Below are 18,655 nucleotides of genomic sequence, written 5' to 3' on the forward strand. Positions count from 1 at the left end.
AAGGATTCAAATGATGGAAATTCAATACGGCAACCCTTTCGCACTGAATTGGCTGTGGCTCGCTGCCGCGTGCGTCGTGGTGATTGTATTTGCTGCGGTGCGAATGCGATCGAATTTGCGCCGCTTCGCGACCGCAAATTTCAGCTCGCAATTGCTGCCACCGCACTATCGTTTGCGGATCGCGGCCCGTGCAGTGCTGTTGCTGCTGACGTTCCTGTTTCTGACGATTGCCCTGGTCGATATTCGTTGGGGCAAGGTATGGCGTGAGGTGCCACAAAAAGGAATTGAGGTGATGTTTGTGATCGACGTTTCTCGGTCGATGCTCGCTGAAGACGCGACGCCAAACCGGCTTAGCCGAGCCAAGCAACAAATCAACGACATGCTGGATGTGATGGCGGGGGATCGCGTCGGATTGGTCGTGTTCGCGGGCGAAGTACGCCAAGTCGTGCCCATGACTAACCACTACGACGATTTTCGCCGCTCGCTGAAAGAAGTGGGAACGCATTCGATTCGCCGCGGTGGGTCGCGTTTAGGCGATGCGATTCGGGTGGCCAGCAATGGATTTTTAAGCAAGACCAACGATCACAAGGCGATGGTCATATTGACCGACGGCGAGGACCAAGAGAGTGAACCTTTGAAAGTCGCCAAGCAAGTCCACAAAGATCAGGGCGTTCGCATTTTCACGATTGGCTTAGGCAACATGAGCGAAGGGGCACGGATTCCTGCCGGAGTCAACGGCAGATCAAACTATGTGACCTACGATGGACAACAAGTTTGGTCGAAACTTGATGGAGCAATATTGCAAGCGGTGGCTACCGAAACCAACGGAGCCTTCATTCCCGCTGAAACAAAACAAGTGGATATGGCGAGTGTCTATCACCAATATGTCGCCAAAGTGGAACAGCAACAATTTGAAACCGCCAAGATCAATCAATACGAAGCGAGGTTCCAGTGGTTTGTCGGTTTGGCCCTCGTCAGTTTCCTGTGCGAGGCCTTCATGACGCATTGGCTGCCGACATCCTCTAACGATTCGATGCAAGCGGAGGGACAAGCAATATGAAGATGATCATGACTCCGATGCGTATCGCGCTGATCGCCATCGCGATGATGCCGTTTGCATTTGCCGACGAAGACGTGCCTTCGGATGCACAGCGTTACAACGAAGCGGTGGAATTGTACGCCGCAGGCGAGACCATGCGAGCGGTGCAGACGCTGGAGCAACTCAGTGGCTCGGATCGCGACGAGGTTGCCGCTCGGTCCCGCTACAACTTGGGGAACGACCGCTACGCCGAAGCGTTAAAGGTGCTCGAAAGCGACGGAAGTAATCCAGTAAAGGCTGTCGGATTGCTGCAAGACGCAGTGAAACATTATCGCAGCAGCTTGGGGATCGCTCCGAACGATCAGGACGCTCGCGCAAATATCGAATTAGCCATGCAGCTAATCTCGCAAATTCAGCAACAGCAAAACGAGCAAAAATCGCCCGAGCAACAACAACAGCAAAAAGAACAAGAACAGCAGCAACAGGATCCGCAACAACAAAACGAGCCCGACAGCGAACAATCCGAGTCGAAACAAGATCCTTCGCCGTCCAATGATTCGGATCCGCGAGACGAATCGAAGACAGAAAAGTCCGAGGGACAGCAATCACAGGATGCTGGCCAAGAAGGCGAGTCGGAGTCGAATTCCGAAGCTCAGCCGAGCCAGGACCAAAACCAAGGTTCCGCTGAGAATAATCCGTCGCAATCCGATGCGAACGAAGGCCAATCGGAAACCTCCGAATCCGCAGACAACGACCAGGGCCAGTCCGGGGACTCGCAATCGATGCAGCCGGATGCGGATACTGATCCCGCCCCGTCGCCAGAAAATCCCAACTCAAATCAATCGCCAGCCAGTCCGGCTGATGACAACAGCGACGCGGATCCGAGTGACGCTGCACCGCAACCCACCGAGACTGCTGAATCCGATCCTTCAAAAACCGAAGGTGAACTTTCAGCTGTCAACGGTCAAAATGAAAATATCGCTGCGGACGAGGATGATCCCCAGAAACCGACCGCAGTCGGCGTGATGACCCAAGACGAAGCCAACAAAATGCTGCAAGCGATTCGCGATCGCGAGATGCTGCGACGCATGCAAACTGAACGTGAACAACGACGCCGTCAAGTTCCTGTCGATAAGGATTGGTAAGCCATGAAAACCGTTACACCTCTTTTATTGATCGGTTTATCGCTCGCGTTTGCATCGGTATGCGGTGGCAATGCCGTGGCCGGCGATGTGCGTATCGGAGTCTCGGCAAAGGAAACCTATGTGGGGTATCCGGTGATGCTACAGATCGAATTCAATAACGTCGCCAAACATGAATCTCCCGAACTTCCCAAAGTCGATGGACTGAAAATCGAACCCACGGGGGCACCGGCTCAGAAAACGCAGATCTTCAACATCAACGGTCGACAATCAAAAATTGAATCGTTCACTTATTCCTACGCCATTACCCCCGAGCACGCGGGTGGGTTTGTGATTCCGCCATTGACGGTGTCTTACGACGGCCGCAAACAGTTGACCGAGAGCGTTCGGTTCTCGGCGACCAAAAGCGAAGTGGGCGATTTGGCTTTCGTTGAAATCACAGGCGATCGCCCCAGCGTCTATGTGGGCGAACCGATCAAGTTGACGCTCAAGATCTGGATCAAGCCCTACCAAAACGAAGATTATCGGGTGACGCTTTCCGAGGAAGATATGTGGGGTTTGATCAGTCCACAAACCGATTGGGGCCTGTTTACTGACCGAATGAACGAATTGGCAGAGAATCGTCAGCGTCCTGGTGGCGAGCGGGTGCAACGCGAAGCGGACGACGGAACAACTTCGACATATTACTTGTACGAAATCGACGCGGAAATCTATCCTCAGCATTCGGGATCGATCGATGGATCTAACTGCCGGATCGTCATCAAGTATCCCACCGAACTAAAACGTACACGAAGCCCCCTCGATGATTTTTTTGGCAGCGGATCTCCGATGTTAGGTTCGAGCATATTCGATGATGCCTTCTCTTCGTTTGGGCCACGCTTAACCATTTCATCGATTCGCCCCGTGATCGTCGATACAAAAGTCTCGCCGATTGAAATCAAACCCATTCCTAGTCAGGGGCGTCCGGCGAATTATCGCGGTGCCGTGGGTGACTATGAAATCTACACTCAAGCAACGCCCACGGCAGCGAACGCGGGCGATCCGATCACGCTAAACATTGCCGTTCGCGGCGATGGACCGATGGATCGAATCCAACCGCCTCTGCTGAACGAACAAGATAGCCTGACGAAGAATTTCAAAGTGGCGGACGAATCGTTGGCAGGTTTTGTCGACGGAAACCAAAAACTGTTCACGACCACGATCCGTCCGGTCTCGGAAACGGTGACCGAGATTCCTGCGATCGAGTTCAGCTTTTTCGATCCTCGCAAAGAGAAATTTGTAACGGTCCAAAGTAAACCGATTCCCGTCGAGGTTTCCGCCTCCGAGACGCTGTCGTTTGAAAAAATCGTCGCCAATGCGGATACCCCCAACAACGACGCGGCCTCTGCAGTCGAGGATTCCGTTGCATCCGTACCGAGCGTCTATGCCGTCGATGACCTGTTGGAATCGAAAACGGCCCACACGACTTGGAGTCCCTTGGTTTTGACCGCGATTGCGCTGCCGCCGCTAGCGTTCGCGTTTTCGTTGTTGTTCGCACGACGAGGTGTCGTTGCCGCAGGCGTTCGTTCGCTCTTGCCGCTGAAGCATTTTGAAAAAGCGTGCGCTGCAGCTACGACGCCTCGTGCATTGAGTTTGGCGATGCGTGAATTTTTAGCGTCGTATTGGAAGCTCAATCAATCCAGCGAGATGGTGGTAGTGGGCCAATTGCGGCAAAGCGGAAATCGCGAACTGGCAGTGCGATTAGAGAGCTGGTTCGATCGATGTCGGCAAGCCGAACACGGGGTGTTGTTTTCCGAGCTGGATGCTGACAACCCTCGCAGTTTGCAGAGTTTGAAAAGCGAAGCGAGGCAAATCGCTGAATCATGTGTGGACCGAAAAGCAACTCGGGCTGCGAAAACGATGCAGGCGGCAACGGGCAGATCGAACACCGTGCTGCGTTCGTTGATCGGAATTGCGTTGCTGGGCTGCAGTTGGACGCAATCGACGTTCGCGCAAGAAGCTCCGTCAGACGGCACTCTGTCGATGACTGGCCAGCAACAACACGCCGTTTTGAGTGAGGCCGAAGGTTTGTACCATCGCGCCGCCGAAGCGATCACGAGCGATCCCGAGCAAGCAAAAGCGAAATTCGCTGCCGCGGCAGCCAAGTATCAAGCCGTGGTCGATTCGGGAGTCCAAAACGCAAAGCTGTATTACAACCTCGGAAACAGCTATCGGATGAGCGGATCCAATGGACGAGCCGTCGCCTATTTTCGGCAAGCGATTGTGCTCGATCCGAACAATCCTGCATTTGCAGCGGCACTTCGCCAAACGCTGCACGAGATCGGCTCGGCCAATGAAACGTCCGAAACCGCACCCGATGTGCGAAGCATCACACGCCAATCCGTGACGTTTCTGTTTTCAAAGCTGCCGCGACACTGGATTTTATGGAGTGCCATTGCCGTCTGGGCAGTCGCCTGGTTGATGCTCGTGCAGCGAGGTTTCCCGCGACTGTGGTTCGGCGAACATCGCATCGGACGAGCTTGGCCGGTGGGATTGATTCTGTGTTCGATCGTCTTAGCCGGGGTGGTGGCCGCCCACGACTGGACGCTGCGCAACCCGCAAGCGGCAACCGTGGTCGCCACCAAAGCATCGATGCACTCGCGGGACGACGCCACGTCGCCAGAGATCGGCAAATCCCTTCACGAAGCAAGTGAAGTGATCGTGAGCAAACGTCGAGGCGACTGGGTCAAAGTCACCTCGATGGACCAGCGTTCCGGATGGTTACGAAGCGACGAAGTCCGCTAGCGATGACATCCTCCGTAGCGAAAGTCGCGAAGACTTTCGGTGTTGCGTAGTGGATCTTGCTAAAGATCCTTCTCAAACATCCACATCCATTTCGCATCAACGTTGATCAGTGAGCCGTGACGCGTGAGCGGCCGGGTGCCTCGCATTACCCGGTGCTTTACGGCCCACGGCTCACCCTGCGATTGACATTTCGATTGGTTAAACGACACGGCAAGCGGCCAACACACCCAACGCGAAACTGTGTCGGCCGCTGGTTTTCAGACTCGCATCGCACCCTACGACATTATCGTTGGCGAGTGACTTGCTCGGTCGGCCCTCACCCGAGCATCGCTGAAGGCTCTGCTCGACCTCTCCCAAACTGCGTTTGGGAGAGGTGGCAGTCAAACTGCGTTCGCCGATAAACCATCTGGTCTACTTAAAGCGTATGAATCGCTCGTCCAGCTACGGCCAATGCGGCTTCGTGAACAATTTCGGACATCGTTGGATGCGCGTGGCACGTGCGAGCGATATCTTCGCTGCTTGCTCCGAACTCCATCGCGGTGGCCGCTTCGGCAATCATGTCGCCAGCACGTGCACCGATGATGTGCACGCCGAGGACACGATCAGTGGCAGCGTCGGCCAGGATCTTTACGCGGCCTTCAGGTTCGCCCAGCGTGCGAGCACGTCCGTTCGCGCCAAACGGGCAGACGCCCTTCTTGTACTCGATGCCTGATTCCTTCAACTGCTCTTCGGTTTGTCCCACCATCGCGATCTCAGGATGGGTATATACGATCGCCGGAATCACATCGTAATTGATGTGACTCTTGATTCCGACCATTCGCTCGACGCACACGATCGCTTCTTCCATTGCCTTGTGCGCCAGCATCGCGCCGCCGATACAATCGCCGATCGCGTAGACGCCTTCGAGTGACGTTTGGAATTCTTCATTGACGCTGATGAAGCCTCGCTTGTCGGTTTCCAGTCCGATCGATTCGAGTCCGATGTTATCGGTTGCTGGTGTGCGTCCGGTCGACAACAAGACGCGGTCGGCACGCAATGCTTCGCCATCTTTGATTTGCACGACACACTCGTCTCCGTCTCGTTTGGCGGAATCGACAAACGTGCTGGTGCGAATATCAAGCCCTTGCTTCTTGAACGTACGATGAGCAAGTTGTGCGATCTCGCCATCGATGCCAGGCATGATACGGTCGAGGGCTTCCAATACGATCACTTCGCTGCCCAATCGATTCCACACGGCACTCATTTCCAAACCGATGTAACCGCCACCGATTACGATCAATCGCTTGGGAACGTCGGGAAACGATAGTGCCGTGGTGCTGTTTCCGATCCGATCGCCGTCTTCCTCGATAAAGCTGAGCCGAGCGGGGCGACTGCCGGCACAGATCAGGACTTGGTCGGCTTGCACCAATACCGGTTCATCGCCGTCGACTTGAATCGTTTCGTGGTCGGTGAATTTGCCTCGCCCACGATAGGGAGTGACGCCTTTCTTTTTGAACAGCATGTCGATGCCGCCGGTCAGCGTGTCGACAATCTTTTTCTTGCGAGCCATCATCGCATCGAGGTCGAATTCCAGTCCGCCGACTTTGATCCCGTGGTCGCTGAATTTATGTTTGGCATCCTCGTACAAATGGCTCGATTCGAGCAGCGCTTTGCTGGGAATACAGCCAACTCGCACACACGTCCCTCCAAATTGGGCGTTCTCGTCGATACAGGCAACATCGATTCCAAGTTGTGCGGCACGGATTGCGGCGACGTATCCTGCAGGACCACCACCGAGCACCACTAATTCATGTCGAACTGTTTTCATGTTTCTGTTTGCAGGCAAAGGTTGAAGTGATTTTGGGGGGAATTTGTTTGATGACGGATATTCCCAAGGCCTACAGTTTGGCAAACAACACGCTAGTTCGGCTACCGGGCTAAGTTTTGGATCTTATGCGTCGTCGCGTTTTCATTTCGTGCCGCGATCCCCTTATACTTAGCGGGCTTGCCGAACGAGGCTGATACGACACAATTGGCAACTACCGTCCCCACCCGTCCCCTGTTCTGCTCAGCCGAGCCTCACCTTGCCCAAACAAAAACTACGTGTGATCGCTGGGCCCGCCTTTGCATGCCTGCTGTTTCTGTTTGCGGTCAAATTGCTTTGGCGCGAAGCACATGAGGTAACTTGGGACGACTTTAAGGCTGGATTTACGGGCGTTCCGACGATTTATCTCGGAATCGCGGCCTTTCTAATCGCACTGAACTACGGCTTGCTGATCGCCTACGATTTGTTGGCGCTGCGTTATATCTGTCGATCGCTACCGCTGCGCCGTGTCGCGTTGGTCTCGTTTATGGGATTCACGCTTGGCAACAATCTCGGCACGTTTATGGCCGGGGCTCCGATTCGGTACCGCTTCTATTCCCGGTGGGGATTAACAGCACGTCAAATCGTTGTCCTGATCTCGATTTGCGGTTTGACGTTTTGGAGCGGACTGTGGTTTTTAGGCGGGATCGTTCTAGTCTCGGTGCCGATTGAATTGCCGGCCTCGGTCGAGTTGCCGTTTGGCACGCGGACGCTTGGCGTCATATTGCTCTGCCTTGCGTTTGGCTATGCATTGGTGTGCTGGTTGTGGCACAAGCCTTGGCCGATTGGCGAGTTACATTTGCGTCCCCCCGCATTGGGATTGATGTCGGTGCAAGCCTCAGTGGCCGCGGTCGATTTGCTGATCTCTGCCACCGCGTTGTATCTGGTGTTGCCCGTTGAAGCCGCAGTGCCGTTCGCGCAAGTCTTAGCCGCCTACCTTGTCGCGATTGCCATCTCGCTGCTGACCCAGGTCCCCGGTGGACTTGGCGTGCTGGAGGTGATCTTGGTCACGCTGTTAAAAGGAACCGTGGGCGATTCGGTGCTGGCGTCGGTACTCATCTTCCGGATTTTGTACTACGTGCTGCCATTGATCTTCGGGATGATCACCTTGGTGGCTCACGAGATCTTCAGCGGTGCCGTGGAAGCACGCCAAGCCCGCTGACGATGCGCGCCCACGACTCCGTTCTCGCTCGCGGCGCGATTCCAATGCCATGTACTTTGTTAGCGCTCGCGTGTAAGAGAGCGTCTGGCTTGGGGAAATCATAACCCGAAGCGTCAGCGAGGGACTCCTTGAATTTACGAGTGAGTTGTAGGCCGGATCAAGGACGCAGGATCATGCCGGATCGGCGCAAACGGTAGACTGTTCGAATGAGCCTCGGACCGATATGAAATTCTCAATTGCGTCCGCCGATCCGGCATTTACACCGTTTGCTTGATCCGGCCTACTAAAAATCGCAACTTCAAAACTGGGGCCCACGCGTCACCCGGTGCCTTACGGCCCACGGCTCACCATTGCAATTCGCACTTCGTTTTGAACCGTGTCGGGAATGGCCGAAAGTCTCTGCGACTTTCGCTACTGCCACGCCCGACTATTCCATCGGGCGATAAGCAGCACTTCTTCCTCACTCCACCAGGCTTGCGTGGATCTTGCTCAGTTCGCTCTCGGGAATCTTTAACACCCGGCGGTCGTACGTCATCAATCCATTGATCTCGCCTTCCACGTCGGTGGTCTGCGTGTACACGCCTCCGGCGATTCCTTTGGACTTCAGATCTTCGAGTCGTCGCATCGATTCAACGTAGCGGTCCTTGTACTCTTGCAGCGTTTTAGGCAAACCACCGTAACCCCAATTGTCGCGATTGGTATCCCACAGATGTCCCTGGACGGGATAACCGTGGCCGCCAAACTCGCCAACCACTTTGATGTATTCGTCAAAGCGTTGGTTGTCCAAGGGGAAATTGGGGTGCGGGTAAGCATGATGGTCGGCGATGTCACCGACCGGCCAAAAGTTTCCGCCGCTGGCGATATTCACCAATCGCGACGGGTCTCGTTTGACCGTCCACTTGCCGACTTCCATCGTGCGATGTTGTCCCCATGCTTCGTTGAATGGCACCCACACGACGATGCTGGGATGGTTTTCGAGGTCGTCGATCATTCGCTCAAATTCGACCATGTACTGATCATGATCGGCAACAGTCCAATCGGCATCTTTGGGGTCCGCCGCCATGCGGGTCCACGGTGGTCCTTTGCCGCCGCTGGGTTGGTCTTGCCAAACCATCATGCCGATGCGGTCACAGTGATAGTAATAGCGACGCGGTTCGACCTTGATGTGCTTGCGGATCATGTTGAAGCCCGAGTTTTTGAGCACTTCGATGTCATACAACATGCCTTCGTCCGAAGGAGGTGTCAGCAACCCATCGGGCCACCAACCTTGGTCCAGCGGCCCCAGATGAAAGACCGTCTTGCCATTCAACGTGAATCGATGATGGCCGTCTTTGTCGACCGTCCTCCCGACTTCGCGGATGCCGACATACGATTGAACCTCGTCGACCGGTTGCCCCGATTCATCGAGCACAACGACGCTTAAATCATAAAGATATGGCGAATCGGGTGACCACAATTTTGCTTGGCTGACGTCAGCGATGAAAACCTCGTCCGTGCCAAGCGTTTGGGAAGCCACAAGCTTATCGCCATCGACCAGACTGATTCGCACCTTTTCACCAGAAACCGGTTTACCCGCCAAGTCGACCTTGACGGTAACTTTGGCTTGGTCCGGCGAATCAGTGATCGCAGAGTGGATTTTCAGATCATCAATGTATCGCTGCGCGACCGTTTCGAGCCAAACGGTTTGGCAAATCCCGGAGACTTGGGTGTACCAAATTCCATGTGCATGAATGACTTGCTTGCCACGAATTTGCGATCCTTCGGTTTCGTCTTCGACACGAACAACGAGCTGATTTTCGCCCGACTTTGTCGCATCGGTGATGTCCAGCGAAAATGGATTGCTGCCGCCGACGTGTTTGCCAACCGAGGTGCCGTTAACAAAAACTTCACAGCGATAATCGACCGCTTCGAAATTCAGCTTCAAGCGTTCACCTTGATTCACCTCGGTTTGGAACGTGCGGTGGTACCACAAGGCTTCGGTATCACTCAGCAGTCGCCCAACGCCCGACAATCGTGATTCGATCGCAAAGGGAACCAGGATCTCGCCGTCCCATTTTTGTGGGGGTTCGGTTTGATCCACGCCGGTGATTGCATAATCCCATTGGCCGTTCAAGTTGGTCCAGCTTGGGTTTTGTAGACGGGGTCGCGCCAACGCGGGACGAGGATACTCGGTCCATGCGTTGTCAGCGGTCACTTCCTCGCCCCACTTGGTGATCAAGTCCGACTTGAAGGGGATCGTATTCCGTTTTGGCTTGGGGAGCTTGGGAATATGGTTGGTATCGATCAGGTGCACGTCGATGGATTGGCCGCCCGTGGATTGGTGGCAATGCACCGCAATCAGGTTGCTGCCCTTTTTGATTGCAGCCGCCGCATCGGCATCCAACGGAAACACTTTGTGGTGGTCGATGTAACCGGTCACAGCAAGTACTTTTTTGCCGTTGATATAGACTTCGGCATCTTCGTCGTGATGCATATAGATCGCGGCTTGCGCGGGGACCGCATCGAGTTCAATCGATTGTCGCAACCAGATATCGTCGGTATTCCACTCGGTGGAAACACGCGCCCCGGGCGTGGACCGCGTACCAAATCCGCCGACGCCTTGTGCCCATCGAGAATCATCAAACCCTACTTCGTACCAATGGGCTCGCGGTTTTTTAGTGGTGAAACGCCACGACGTCTCTTTGATCGTTTCGCTGCCGGTCGGCGAATCCGCCATCGATCGTTGCGATGACAACACGCTGACGAGCAAGACAAAGATCATTACCGCGGCACTGGCCACGCCCATCGGCGGGCATAGTGGACGTATCCGGATGAGGGGGGCGTTTCCGAATAAAGACTGATATCGCACGTTGAGTTCCTCGCTTGTTGGGGATGGAGGCGATCGACCAGGTCGGAAAGATTTCCCAAAAAGGTATTCCAAACGACCTGGCTTTGGAGACAAAATAACTCAGGTTGCGTGTTCGGTAAATGCGTGATTTCGCTTTTGAGTTGGTGTTTTTGCGTTGTTTTCATCGGAAGATAGCTTAGCGATTTTGTGTCCCGCGAGTGCTTTTCAAGATGATTGTGTTAAGGGAAGCAGCGTTTTCTCGCAAAATCGCCCACCCGCTTGTCCACACGACCGCAGGATTTATGATGTCCGCCGAATCCATTCCCCTGCTCCCATTGCCTTTTTCAAAGAAAGAACAATCCCCATGAAGGTCAACGAATATTTCGACGGCAAAGTCAAATCGATCGGTTTCGAGAACAGCGAAGGCCGCGTGACCTCAGGGGTGATGGCGGTCGGCGAGTATGAGTTCGGAACGAGCGAGAAGGAACTGATGAAAGTTGTTTCAGGAGAACTGAAAGTCAAGCTTCCCGGAACAAGCGAGTATGCATCGTTCAAGACCGGCAGCGAGTTCCGTGTCGACGCCAACCAGAAATTTCAATTGAAGGTCGACGAAACCACTGCCTACCTTTGCTTCTACAGCTAAGGTAGGGCGTGCTGGGGAGCAGAGACGCGAGTTACCTCTCCCGAGCGTCAGCTTGGGAGAGGTTGAACGGGCCCACAGGCCTCGTTCGGGTGAGGGCGACCGCGCAACTTTACTTGCAGCTCGCCTCAACTTGCTCGGTCGGCCCTCACCCGAGCATCGCTGAAGGCTCTGCTCGACCTCTCCCAAAACTGCGTTTGGGAGAGGTGACAGAACGTTGCCGCCATGACACATGTGATTTCAGTAGCCTCCTGAGTTCGTGAGAGGTTGCTGAAAGCCCTTGCAACCGACAAGCCGCTGCAAGACCAATGATTTAGCGGAGCCATGCAAGCCGCCGGGTCTAGTTGGAACGTTTAGCTTGCTGCAGTCGGACGGCTCGCGGCGTGGCGCTAACAAAGTTAACGGCATTGGACTCGCGAATACGTCTTATTCCGTCATACCGCCAATTGTGTTTTGCGGTGGACCCAGGCGTAAACACAGGGAACCAGAATAAGGGTCAGCAGCGTCGATACGATCATGCCACCTAACAGTGCCCGAGCCAAAGGGATCATCGCTTCGTTGCCCGGTGATAGATGGAATGCCAATGGCAACATCGATGCAACCAAGGTCAGTGACGTCATCAAAATCGGACGTAGTCGCACTTGCGCCGCCGACATCGCGGCATCATATGGTGACAATCCATCGGCTCGCCGACGGTTTGCAAACTCGACCAATAGAATCGAGTTGTTGACCACCACCCCGATCATCATCAATGTGCCCATCAACGATTGGATGTTGATGTACGTATCGGTCAAATACAGTACAGCCAATACGCCACCAATCCCCAGCGGGACCGCCAACATGATGATTAGCGGATCGAGAAACGAACGGAACTGGGCCATCAACACGAGATAAACTAGCAACGTTGCGACGGCCAATCCCATCCCCAGCAGACTCATCCCTGATTGCATCTTTTCCACAGGGCCTCGCAACGTCACCGACACTCCGTTGGCGAACTCCATTCCTGCCAGCGTGGTTTCGATATCCGCAGCAACCGAGCCAAGATCGCGTCCGGACACATTGACGTGCACGTCGTTGACGCGAGCGATGTTGTAGTGAGCGATCTCGCCCGGGATGGTGACACGTTTGACCGTGGCAATGTTCGACAACGGAATCGTGATCGGTCCGTCCGCCGTGTTCAGTGACAACGGAATGTTGCGAACGTCGTCAAGCGATTCAAAATCATTCGACTCGTATTGGACTCCCATAAAAAAGTCGGTGCCCGATTTTGGATCGATCCAAATCGTCGGAGCATAGCCCACGCTCGACCCGAGCGCGGTCAGAACGGTTTGAGCGACTTCTTCTTGATCGACGCCCAAGTACTTTGCTCGCGTGCGATCCACTTGCACATCAAATTGTGGATAGTCAAGCGATTGAGCGATCTGAACGTCGGCGGCGCCTGCGATCGGACGGACTGCTTCGACAATCCGCTCAGCGGCATCACGGCACTGGCCCAGCGTTCCCGCCGAAACTTGCACGCTAATCGGCGTCGGCACGCCTTCGTTGAGCGCCATGTTAACAATACCACCTGAAACAAACAGGAACTGTTCCAGAGGGTATTCATCTACAAATCGCTCACGCAACGCGTTGACGTAAGTGTCCGTGCTGGTGGAACGACCGTCTTGTTTCAAGTTGACGATGATGTACGCCGTATCGGGTCCCGAGTTCGAACTGAGAACGGTAGAGAATCCGGCACCCTTTCCGACTGGAAGCCCAATGTTGGAAATTAGCGTTTCAATCTGTTCTTTGGGGATTGTCTCCTTGATCGAATCTTCGATTCGGGCAACCAATTTTTCGGTCTCGTCCAGTGCGGTGCCCGGCAACGTCTTGAGCCGAATCTCAAACGATCCTGCATCTACTGAAGGGAACAATTCCGTTCCAATCGATGGCAACAACAGGAATGTGGCTCCCACGCCGATCACGATCAACAACGTGGTCAGTGCTGGCACTTTCATTGCCATGCTCAGCAAACGACCGTATAAACCATGAGGCTTGTTCTCGTCTTTGTTGGAGGAAGAATCGATGTTGCGGTCGCGAACTTTGTTGCGAACCAGCGTGGCACAGAAAGCCGGCACCACCGTCAGTGCCAAAATGTACGACGCCCCGATCGTGAACGTTGCTGCTAATGATAGCGGCGTGAACAGGTACTTGATCATGCCAGTCAAAAAGACCGCAGGCAAAAATACGGCAAGCGTGGTGACGGTACCGGCCAGGATCGCTCCGGAAACTTCGTCGGTCCCTTCACGAGCCGCTTTCATCGGCGATTTGCCCATGCGTTGGTGCCGGATCACGTTTTCCACGACCACGATGCCTGCATCGACCACCGTCCCAATTGCCAAAGCAATCCCGCCGAGCGTCATCACGTTGATCGTTTGACCGGTAAAAGCGAAGCCAAGTGCCCCGATCAAGATCGCCAGCAGAATCGTGGCGACGATGATCAACGTTGGCACGATTTGTCGCAGAAACACAAACACGACGATGGCGACCAACAAAGCTCCCAAGCCGACTTGCGTCATCAAGTTCGACATCGCGTTACGAATGTAGCTCGATTGATCCGAAACCAGCGTGACTTCGGTCGCTTCGGGAATGTCGCCGCGTTCTTTCATCTTTGGAATTTCAGACGCGATGCCGTCGTAAATACGGTCGACCACGGCGATCGTGTTTTCGCCTGGCTCACGCAGTAGCGGACAATAGACGCTGCGTTTTCCATTAACGCGAACGATGTTGTATTGCAGTGCGGCATCGTCAACGACGCGGGCGACATCACGAATAAAGACGGGACGGTCGTCACGAACCGAAATTGGAATCGCTTCGATTTCCTCGGTCGTTGGCAATGTGTTACGCGGTTGCACCTGATAATCGGTGCCACCCATTCGCGCGGTTCCTGCCGCAAGCACCAAGTTGGATTTCTTCATCGCTTCGACCACATCAATCGCGCTGACGTGATAAGCCATCAGTTTCGCGGGATCGACGTAAACCATCATTTGGCGAAATTTGCCACCGAATGGATGCGGAATCTGGACCCCTTTGAGTCCTCCCATTTTGTTACGAACGGCGTAATAGCCGATCGTATACAGTTCCGATTCACTCAGTCCTTCCCCCGCGATCGCCGCCAACACGACGGGCAAGTTTGCCGGTTCGCTACGCAGCGTGAACGGCCACTCGATCCCCGGCGGCAAGTGAAACATGTCACTCGCTTCTAAGTTTACGATGTCGTTCATCGCAGAACTTGGATCCGCCCCCGGTTGAAAGAAGACCTTGATGACCGCCGCCCCGGGGACGGTGCGTGATTCTTGATGCTCGATCTTTCCCGCCAACGTCAACGCACGCTCAACACGTGAGGTGACCGATTTTTCCATGTCCAAGGTAGGCAAGCCTGGATAGGAGAAAAAGCTGACGACGACCGGCTGTTTAAAGTCGGGCAGAATGTCGATCGTGATTCCCGGAATCACGGCCGCACCTAAAACGCATAACGCTATCGTCGCTGCTAAAACAGCAAACCGGTTTTTTAGCGAAAAGTTAGTCAATCCCATGGAGCAAAATCTCAGGTGCTAAAGCGGGCGGAGCGTCAGACGTCTCGACGCCGTTTTAAGATGGTCTGTGCAGATAAAAGGAACGCAGTCGCGTGAAAAGCACCTGCGGGATGAAGCGGAGAACTAGTTCGCGAGGACGCTTACTTTTTGGCCATCGGTGAATCGACTCAGGTGGGCATCAATCACGTGCTGGCCAGCTTTGACCCCCGAGAGCACCTCGATCGAGTTGCCATCGTCCATCCCCATCGTGATCGGAGCGATCGAAACCGTTTCGTCCTGGCCTACGACATACACGTACGCGTTTCCCGACTCTTCGAAACGAATCGCGCGAGCAGGCAGCATGTTGGCGGCCGCTTTGGTCGAGAGATGTATCGAGGCTTGGCCGAACATACCCGGTAACAATTTGCCGTCGGGATTGGCGATCTCGGCTTCTACCATCATCGTGCGAGTACTTGGGTCGAGGCTGCCCGATCGTCGTGTAACGGTCGCGGTGATCGGGGCTTCCGCAGTGAACGAAGGGAAGGTCAACGTGACTTCGTCGCCTTGGTTGATGAGCGGTGCGTCGGATTCGGGGACTGGAATACGAACACGGACCTTGTCGATTTGGCTGAGCACAAACAACGGTTTACCGCTACCGACCTCGCTTGCTTCGCGTACCAGATCACCGGGGTCGACAAAGCGGTCGGTGATCACGCCCGCGAAGGGGGCTCGGATGACCGCATACGACAACAGTACATCGAGTTCATCGAGTTGTCGCCGAGTGATATCCGTTTCCGCTCGAGACGCGTCCATGTCCGCTTTCGCAGAAGCCACTAACGACTGTGACACCGCGACTTCGGCTTCAGCCGATTGCACCGACGACGTGACCGCTTCTTTGCTGGCCAGTTCCGAATCACGCTTCAGCCGTACTTCGTCAAGCATGCGATTCTGTAGCGATCCACGCTTGACCATATCTTCGGTGCGGTTGAACTCGGCTGACGAAGCAGCCAAGGAAGCTTCGGCACTGCTCAGTTTTGACTTTGCCTCGGCTAATTGAGCTTCGGACGCTCGCACGCGGGCAGTGGCCAGGTCGATTCCTGCTTGAGCTCGCTGTTCCTCTGCTACCAACCGCCGAATTCTCGCTTCGATCACCTCACGCTGCATACGCATCTCAGGCACATCAATGATCGCCAGCTCGTCGCCCGCTTTGACATAATCACCGATGTCCGCTTTGAGTTCTTTGACAAATCCCGAGATGTTGGCCCGCATCTCGGTTCGATAGTAGGCGTGCACCGATGCAGGTTGCAGTGTCGTGCGTCGAACCTCGGTGGGGGCAACCGCGACGGTTTTTACCCGAGTCACGTGGAGCGTTTCGTCTTTTTTCGAGACGCCGGATTTGGAATCAGGTGAACAGCCCGCGGCCACAACCAAGACGCCCAAAACGCCGAGCCAAGCAAAATGGGAGCGGTTGAAAGGGTGATTCATTCAATTTTCTCGTTTTCAATTCGACGCACTCCTGCGGAGTGTCACCGTGTAGATTCATTCAAAAGCGGTCGTTTGCCCCTCGCTTGGCAGGTCATGTTCCGCACAAACGGTACGACCGGTACCAGCGAACGAGCTTCGCCGAGGCAATCATTCATCATAGTTCGCACAACGCGTGATTTCGATGGCGGCTAACTTGGATTCCCGCAGTTCAATGCCGTCATCCGTCATTATCTGCACTCTCGTTTGCCGAAGCACTATCCATGTGACCGTTGTGTTTGGAGTAACAAGCACAACGCGAAAGCGGATACGGTACGGACTAAGCGAAAAAGGAGGGCAGGATGCCCCGACTCATGATCACTCTTGGCCTGATGGGACTTACTGGCTGTGCGGGCAATCAGTACTTGACGCAAAATTTAACGGCCTCTCATCGCAATCGTGCAGTCGCGGTCGTCGCACCGATGTCCAAAACGGCCGCCGCGGAATTGGCCGAATCCGTTCCGGCCGTCCCTGACGAAGCGGCCGTCCCTGACGAAATTCGTCCGGTCAATCACCAACAAATAGCGGTGAAGTCTTCCACTGGTGATGATCAATCACGACATGGCACTTTGACGATCGATGGACGTCAATACGAGCTTCAGCTAGTCGAGTCGAAACCGAAACCGATCAATATCGCGACCGCCGATTTGTCGTTGACCGCCTTCGAAGACGACGCGGTCATGAACGTGCCAATCGAGCCCGCCGCGCCGATGGCGTTGCCAACGGACGAAGATGTCCAATATTTCGAAAGAGCGATTTCGCAAGGCGACTTTATCGGCCAGCCCGTGGACCTGACGCCCGATTCGATCGATCTGAATTTGCCATCCGCGCTCGCCATGGTCGGTGGTCAACACCCTGCCGTGGGATTCGCCCAGTGGCGTGTGCAAGAAGCTTACGCCCAACTGGCTCGCGCCGAAGTGCTGTGGTTGCCGTCGATTCAAGCCGGCTTTGGTTTTCATCGCCATGATGGAAATTATCAGGCCAGCGATGGGACAATCGTTGACATCAATCGCAACTCGTTCCAATACGGACTCGGCACCGGAGCTACCGGAGCAGGCACGACGCCACGTCCCGGATTGGTAGCCCAGTTTCATCTTGCCGACGCCATCTTTCTGCCCGAGATCGCTCAGCGAACGGTTTCGGCTAGAAACCATGCGGCCAACGCGGTGCTGAACGATCAACTGCGATCCACCGCTGTCGCCTACACCGAATTGGTCAACGCCTACCAAGACGCCAGCATTCTGGAATCGTCACGACAACGCACCTCCGAACTGTTCAAAATTACAAATGACTTTGCCAAGGCGGGCGAAGGGTTACAAGCCGATGCGGACCGGATCGATACCGAGTTGGCGATGGTCGATAATCGCATGATCGGAGCTCGTGAACGGATCGCCGTGGCGTCGGCTCGCTTGGCTCAAACGCTCAGTCTGGACGGCGGCAATCCGATCCAGCCGATGGACGTGACGGCAGTGCCTATCGATTTGGTATCTCTGGAAATAGACAAGGCTTCGCTGATCAGCACGGGACTCAATTCACGTCCGGAACTGAAAGAATCCAAGTCGCTTGTGGCAGCGGCCTGCGAAGCCTATCGCCGCGAAAAGTACGCTCCGTTTGTCCCCAGCGTGCTGCTAGGGTTTAGCACTGGCGGTTTCGGCGGCGGGCTCGGTAACAACCTAGACAACGTGGACGGCCGCTACGATTTGGACGCCGTGATGACGTGGGAAGTCCGCAACCTTGGGTTCGGCGAAAGAGCCGCTCGTCGAGAGTCGTCGGCACGCGTTCAACAGGCAAGGTTCGAAAAATTAAGAGTGATGGATCAAGTCGCTCGCGAAGTCTCCGAAGCGTATTCGCAGGTGAAATTTCGTCGCGAGCAGATCGCAGTGACCCAGCGTGCGATTCAATCGGCCGAAGACTCCTACAGCCGCAACCTGGAACGGATCCGAGATGGGCAAGGTTTGCCACTGGAAGTATTGCAGTCGGTTCAAGCACTTGAAACGGCACGTCGGGCTTACTTGCAAGCGATCGTCGATCACAACCAAGCCCAATTTCAATTGCAATGGGCACTCGGCTGGCCCGTGACCGCGCCCGCCCCCACGGCAATGGGGATGTAAAGGCACTGCGAAAAGTTTGATGTCAGGCCACCAGG

10 protein-coding genes are annotated in these 18,655 nt (G+C 54.8%); 6 read left to right on the plus strand and 4 right to left on the minus strand.

Features of this window, described 5'->3' with window-relative positions:
* The first annotated feature begins 10 nt into the window (after nucleotides 1-10).
* From SH528x_RS06590 to SH528x_RS06600, 3 genes are read left to right on the plus strand one after another with little or no spacing between them, the layout of a single operon-like run.
* A complete protein-coding gene (locus SH528x_RS06590) occupies nucleotides 11-1,060 on the plus strand; it encodes a vWA domain-containing protein (protein ID WP_442509727.1) in 1,050 nt (349 codons plus the stop codon).
* Nucleotides 1,057-2,184: a hypothetical protein gene (locus tag SH528x_RS06595; protein WP_442509728.1), complete on the plus strand. Its 1,128-nt coding sequence runs from the start codon at nucleotides 1,057-1,059 to the stop codon at nucleotides 2,182-2,184. Before SH528x_RS06590 ends, SH528x_RS06595 begins: the two co-directional genes overlap by 4 nt.
* A 3-nt stretch (nucleotides 2,185-2,187) precedes the next feature.
* Nucleotides 2,188-4,965: a BatD family protein gene (locus SH528x_RS06600; RefSeq protein WP_442509729.1), complete on the plus strand. Its 2,778-nt coding sequence runs from the start codon at nucleotides 2,188-2,190 to the stop codon at nucleotides 4,963-4,965.
* Between the two features lie 415 nt (nucleotides 4,966-5,380).
* On the opposite strand, the gene lpdA is transcribed toward SH528x_RS06600, so the two are convergent.
* Nucleotides 5,381-6,772 carry a dihydrolipoyl dehydrogenase gene (lpdA, locus tag SH528x_RS06605; protein ID WP_442509730.1) on the minus strand — a complete coding sequence of 464 codons (1,392 nt, stop codon included), beginning with the start codon at nucleotides 6,770-6,772 and terminating at the stop codon, nucleotides 5,381-5,383.
* Between the two features lie 256 nt (nucleotides 6,773-7,028).
* Here lpdA and SH528x_RS06610 point away from each other — a divergent pair, with 256 nt between their 5' ends.
* Nucleotides 7,029-7,970 carry a UPF0104 family protein gene (locus SH528x_RS06610; RefSeq protein WP_442509731.1) on the plus strand — a complete coding sequence of 314 codons (942 nt, stop codon included), beginning with the start codon at nucleotides 7,029-7,031 and terminating at the stop codon, nucleotides 7,968-7,970.
* 460 nt (nucleotides 7,971-8,430) lie between these two features.
* On the opposite strand, the gene SH528x_RS06615 is transcribed toward SH528x_RS06610, so the two are convergent.
* Nucleotides 8,431-10,731, minus strand: a complete 2,301-nt coding sequence (locus SH528x_RS06615; RefSeq protein ID WP_442512092.1) for a glycoside hydrolase family 2 protein — start codon at nucleotides 10,729-10,731, stop codon at nucleotides 8,431-8,433.
* A gap of 430 nt (nucleotides 10,732-11,161) precedes the next feature.
* Between SH528x_RS06615 and ppnP the strand changes: the two genes are divergently transcribed.
* Complete coding sequence (gene ppnP, locus SH528x_RS06620) at nucleotides 11,162-11,440, plus strand: pyrimidine/purine nucleoside phosphorylase (protein ID WP_442509732.1); 279 nt, start codon at nucleotides 11,162-11,164, stop codon at nucleotides 11,438-11,440.
* A gap of 431 nt (nucleotides 11,441-11,871) precedes the next feature.
* On the opposite strand, the gene SH528x_RS06625 is transcribed toward ppnP, so the two are convergent.
* On the minus strand, nucleotides 11,872-15,009 hold the full coding sequence (locus SH528x_RS06625; RefSeq protein ID WP_442509733.1) for an efflux RND transporter permease subunit: 3,138 nt from the start codon (nucleotides 15,007-15,009) through the stop codon (nucleotides 11,872-11,874).
* Nucleotides 15,010-15,132: 123 nt separating this feature from the next.
* The gene (locus SH528x_RS06630) at nucleotides 15,133-16,473 is read right to left on the minus strand and encodes an efflux RND transporter periplasmic adaptor subunit (RefSeq protein ID WP_442509734.1); all 1,341 of its coding nucleotides are present in this window, start codon (nucleotides 16,471-16,473) and stop codon (nucleotides 15,133-15,135) included.
* A 338-nt stretch (nucleotides 16,474-16,811) separates the two neighbouring features.
* Here SH528x_RS06630 and SH528x_RS06635 point away from each other — a divergent pair, with 338 nt between their 5' ends.
* Nucleotides 16,812-18,620 carry a TolC family protein gene (locus tag SH528x_RS06635; protein WP_442509735.1) on the plus strand — a complete coding sequence of 603 codons (1,809 nt, stop codon included), beginning with the start codon at nucleotides 16,812-16,814 and terminating at the stop codon, nucleotides 18,618-18,620.
* Nucleotides 18,621-18,655 lie beyond the last annotated feature (35 nt).

The sequence above is a fragment of the Novipirellula methanifontis genome, assembly GCF_052161655.1.
Lineage (GTDB): Bacteria > Planctomycetota > Planctomycetia > Pirellulales > Pirellulaceae > Novipirellula.

Coding starts and splice junctions, on each gene's coding strand:
- SH528x_RS06590 (WP_442509727.1), top strand. CDS start 11: ATGATGGAAATTCAATACGGCAACCCTTTCGCACTGAATTGGCTGTGG.
- SH528x_RS06595 (WP_442509728.1), top strand. CDS start 1,057: ATGAAGATGATCATGACTCCGATGCGTATCGCGCTGATCGCCATCGCG.
- SH528x_RS06600 (WP_442509729.1), top strand. CDS start 2,188: ATGAAAACCGTTACACCTCTTTTATTGATCGGTTTATCGCTCGCGTTT.
- lpdA (WP_442509730.1), bottom strand. CDS start 6,772: ATGAAAACAGTTCGACATGAATTAGTGGTGCTCGGTGGTGGTCCTGCA.
- SH528x_RS06615 (WP_442512092.1), bottom strand. CDS start 10,731: ATGATCTTTGTCTTGCTCGTCAGCGTGTTGTCATCGCAACGATCGATG.
- ppnP (WP_442509732.1), top strand. CDS start 11,162: ATGAAGGTCAACGAATATTTCGACGGCAAAGTCAAATCGATCGGTTTC.
- SH528x_RS06625 (WP_442509733.1), bottom strand. CDS start 15,009: ATGGGATTGACTAACTTTTCGCTAAAAAACCGGTTTGCTGTTTTAGCA.
- SH528x_RS06630 (WP_442509734.1), bottom strand. CDS start 16,473: ATGAATCACCCTTTCAACCGCTCCCATTTTGCTTGGCTCGGCGTTTTG.
- SH528x_RS06635 (WP_442509735.1), top strand. CDS start 16,812: ATGCCCCGACTCATGATCACTCTTGGCCTGATGGGACTTACTGGCTGT.